The 3,641-nt window shown below is 67.9% G+C and carries 4 protein-coding genes; 2 read left to right on the top strand and 2 right to left on the bottom strand.

Annotation, left to right across the window (positions count from 1 at the left end):
* A partial coding sequence (locus C5O18_RS07490; protein ID WP_241146777.1) for a hypothetical protein occupies positions 1-278 on the top strand: 278 nt, incomplete at its 5' end.
* A gap of 33 nt (positions 279-311) precedes the next feature.
* Positions 312-1,670 (top strand): ABC1 kinase family protein, encoded by a 1,359-nt coding sequence (locus C5O18_RS07485; RefSeq protein ID WP_105192837.1) that lies wholly within the window; start codon positions 312-314, stop codon positions 1,668-1,670.
* 57 nt (positions 1,671-1,727) lie between these two features.
* Here C5O18_RS07485 and C5O18_RS07480 read toward each other — a convergent pair whose 3' ends face one another.
* Both C5O18_RS07480 and C5O18_RS07475 read right to left on the bottom strand, forming a co-directional pair.
* Positions 1,728-3,218, bottom strand: coding sequence for a flavin-containing monooxygenase (locus C5O18_RS07480; RefSeq protein ID WP_105192835.1), 1,491 nt, complete (start codon positions 3,216-3,218; stop codon positions 1,728-1,730).
* On the bottom strand, positions 3,215-3,641 hold a 427-nt coding region (locus tag C5O18_RS07475), incomplete at its 5' end, for an alpha/beta hydrolase fold domain-containing protein (protein WP_146089272.1). The genes C5O18_RS07480 and C5O18_RS07475, both read right to left, overlap by 4 nt.

The raw sequence follows: 3,641 nt of genomic DNA, 5'->3' as shown, positions 1-3,641 counted from the left end.
CCGGCCACGGCAAGGTCATGACCGATGCCGAGGCGGTGGTGCGCGCCACCCTTGCCCACCGCCAGCAGCGCGAAGACAAGACCGTGCAGCGCCTCGGCGATGCCGGCGCGGTGTCGCTGGAGGCGCTGGTGCCGCTGGTCTACGACGATGTGCAGCCCTGGCTGCACCCGGTGGCGCGCTTCAGCCTGCTCGCCCACCTGATCAAGCTGGCCGACGAAGGTCGCGCCGCCGAGCATGACGGCCTGTGGCGCATGACGGCACCGGCTCAGGTAAACTAAGGCCCTGAATTTCCAGCACAAGGATGCCCAGGCATGAGCGACGACCGCCTCACCCGACTGAAGACCGGCGCCTTCGAGCGCCGTTTCTCCATCGCCAAGGCCTCGCTGCTGGCCGGCACGCGCATGGCCGCGTCGGCCGCCGGCTCCATGTTCGCGGCGCCGGAAAACCGCGCCACGGCACGACGCCGCGCGCTCGCCGAACAGGCCGACTACCTGGTGAGCGAACTCGGCAAGCTCAAGGGCAGCGTGGTCAAGATCGGCCAGATGATGGCGCTTTACGGCGAGCATTTCCTGCCCGAGGAGATCACCGCGGCCCTGCACAAGCTCAATGACAGCACCACCGCGCTGGCCTGGTCGACGCTAGAGCCGCTGGTGCGCGAGCAGCTCGGCTACCGCTTCGACGAGCTCGACATCAACCCGGAACCGCTGGGTGCAGCCTCGCTGGCGCAGGTGCACCGCGCCCGCCGCCGCAGCGACGGCGCCGAGCTGGTACTGAAGATCCAGTACCCGGGCGTGGCCGACGCCATCGACTCCGACCTCAACCTGGTCACCCAGATGCTGCGCCTGACCCGCGCCGTGCCGCAGACGCGCGACTTCGACGAATGGCTCGACGAAGTCCGCACCATGATGCACCGCGAGGTCAACTACCCGCTGGAGGCCGAGACCACCCGGCACTTCCGCGACTACCTGAAGGACGATCCGCGCTACGTGGTGCCGCTGATCTACCCGGAATACTGCACCGACACGCTGCTGGTCATGTCCTACGAGCGTGGCGTGCCGGTCAACAGCCAGGCCGTGCTGCAGCTGTCGCAGGAACGCCGCAACGCCATCTCGCTGGCGGCGCTGGACATTTGCTGCCGCGAGGTATTCCTCTGGGGCCAGATCCAGACCGACCCCAACTTTGGCAACTACCTCGTGCGCCTCGGCGACGACCACGGCAAGCAGGACCAGATCATCCTGCTCGACTTCGGCGCCGTGCGCGATTTCCCGGAAGACCTGCTGAAGCTGGCGCGCGGCATGACGCGGGCCTCGTTCCATGCCGACCGCTCCGCCATGCTCGAGGCCATGAAGGGCTTCCGCTTCTTCGACGGCCTCAGCGCCACCACGCGGGAAAGCTTCATCGACCTCGCCTTCCTCGCCTTCGAGCCCTTCGCCGACAGCGCCAGGGTGCCGCCGGAAGTGCTCAATGCCGACGGCGACTACTGCTGGGCGCGCAGCCGCCTGCACGTGCGCGCCACCACGCTGGCGACCCGCTCGGCGGTGAGCAAGCAGTTCACCGTGCCGCCCAAGGAGTTCATGTTCCTGAGCCGCAAGCTCATGGGCGCATACACCTTCATGACCGTCATGGACGCCCAGATCCGGGCGCGCGACCTGCTGGCCAAGTACCTCTGAGCCGCCGGCCGCCCTGACCACTGCTGCGGAGGCGGATGCCCGCCTCCGCAGCAGTGGTCAGCCGACCGACGAGAACCGGTAGTCACTGAGCGGGAAGCGCATGCTGCGCCAGTGCGCCTCGAGGCTGGTGGCCGGCCGGAACGGCACGTCGCCGTGCTTGTCGAAGTAGTAGCTGTTGGCGCTGCCGCAGCTGTTGTTGAAGAACACCTGCCGCCCGCTGCGCGCCTTCATGTCGTTGAAGAAGCGGTCGTTGGCCTCCTGACGCACCTCGATGCGCGTGGCCCGCTGCTTGCGCGCCTGCGTCAGGCAGCGCGCGATGTGCCGGGTCTGCTGCTCGATGAGCTGGAAGTACGACGCCCCGTTGTAGCCGTTCGGCCCCAGGATCAGGAAGAAGTTGGGGAAGCCGGGCATGGACACCCCTTCATAGGCCTGGTAGCGGTGATCATCCCACCAGCCTTCCAGATCGCGGCCGCCGAGACCGGTGACCTCGAAGGGCGGCATGTTGCCGCTCTCGAAGACCTTGAAGCCGGTGGCGCAGATCAGCACATCGACCTCGTGCAGCACCCCGTCGCGCGTGCGCACGCCCTCGGCGGTGACCTCCGTGATGGCCTCGGTGACCAGTGCCACGTTGTCGCGATTGAAAGTCTTGAGATAGGTGTTGGACGTGCTCGGGCGCTTGCAGCCGAAGCCGTACTTCGGCGTCAGCTTGTCGCACGTCACCGGATCGCTGACCTCGCGCCGCAGGAAGTCCAGCGCCAGCTTCTCGTAGCCTTTCGCCAGGTGCAGGGCATTGTGGTAGTGCGCGGTGAGCACGAAGCCGACCTCGACGATGGCCTGGCTGAGCAGCCGCGCCGGCAGCTGCAGTGCCGGCAGCCGCGCCATGACCTGGCGCACGCCGGCAGGAATCTCGGCGTCCGGCTTGGGAATGACCCAGATCGGCGTGCGCTGGAACACGGTCAGGTGCGCCACCGACGGCGCGATCTCGGGAATCACCTGCAGCGCCGACGCGCCGGTGCCGATGATGGCCACGCGCTTGCCGCGCAGGTCGACGCCGTGGTCCCAGCGCGCGGTGTGCATGGTCACGCCGCCGAAGCTGGCGATGCCGGGAATTTCCGGCAGCTTGGGCTGGGTCAGCACGCCGGTGGCGCCGATGACATGGCGCGCCGTCAGCGTCTCGCCGCTGCTGGTGGACAGGTGCCAGAGGTCGGTCTGCTCGTCGAAGCGCGCACCGGTGATGCCGGTATTGAGACGGATGCGCCCGCGGATGCCGTACTTGTCGACACAGTGCTCGGCATAGGCCTTGAGCTCGGCGCCCGGTGCGAACACGCGCGACCAGTCCGGATTGCGTTCGAACGAGAACGAATAGCTCAGCGACGGGATATCGACCGCGACGCCGGGGTAGGTGTTGAAATGCCAGGCACCGCCGATGCCGTCGCCCTGCTCCACCAGCAGGTAGTCGCTGATGCCGGTCCGGTCCAGCTTGATGGCGGCGCCGATGCCGGAGAAGCCGCCTCCGACGATGATCACTTCATGCTGCGGGACGGTCATTGCCTGCTCCTGTCATGGCCGGCATCGGCCAGGCTGTCTTCAACGAAACGGGTGATGGTGCGGAAATCCTCGTCGGCCTCGGGCAACAGCTGCACGAACACCGGCCACACATGCGTCATGTCCGGCCGCGCCAGCAGGCGCACCGGCACGCCGGCGGCCGCGGCCCGGTCGCGCAACCGGTAGCTGTCATCGCGCAGGCACTCGCTGTCACTGACGCTGACCAGCAGCGGCGGCAGCCCGGCCATCTCGCCCCAGAGCGGGGACGCGACCGGATCGGCGGCATCGCCGGCGGGCAGGTAGGCGGCGACGGCGTGGTCGATGATGTGGCGCGACAGCATGTGGTCGCTCCGGTCGTTGGCATCCAGCGCGGCACCGCTGCAGGTCAGGTCCAGACCCGGGGAAATCAGCACCGCGCAGTCCGGC

Source organism: Amnimonas aquatica (assembly GCF_002943415.1).
Taxonomy (GTDB): Bacteria; Pseudomonadota; Gammaproteobacteria; order Pseudomonadales; family Moraxellaceae; genus Perlucidibaca; species Perlucidibaca aquatica_A.
This window is presented reverse-complemented; position numbering and strand designations above follow the sequence as displayed.

What these genes read in the sequence shown, in the direction of transcription:
- C5O18_RS07485 (WP_105192837.1), top strand. Translation starts at nt 312, where the DNA reads ATGAGCGACGACCGCCTCACCCGACTGAAGACCGGCGCCTTCGAGCGC.
- C5O18_RS07480 (WP_105192835.1), bottom strand. Translation starts at nt 3,218, where the DNA reads ATGACCGTCCCGCAGCATGAAGTGATCATCGTCGGAGGCGGCTTCTCC.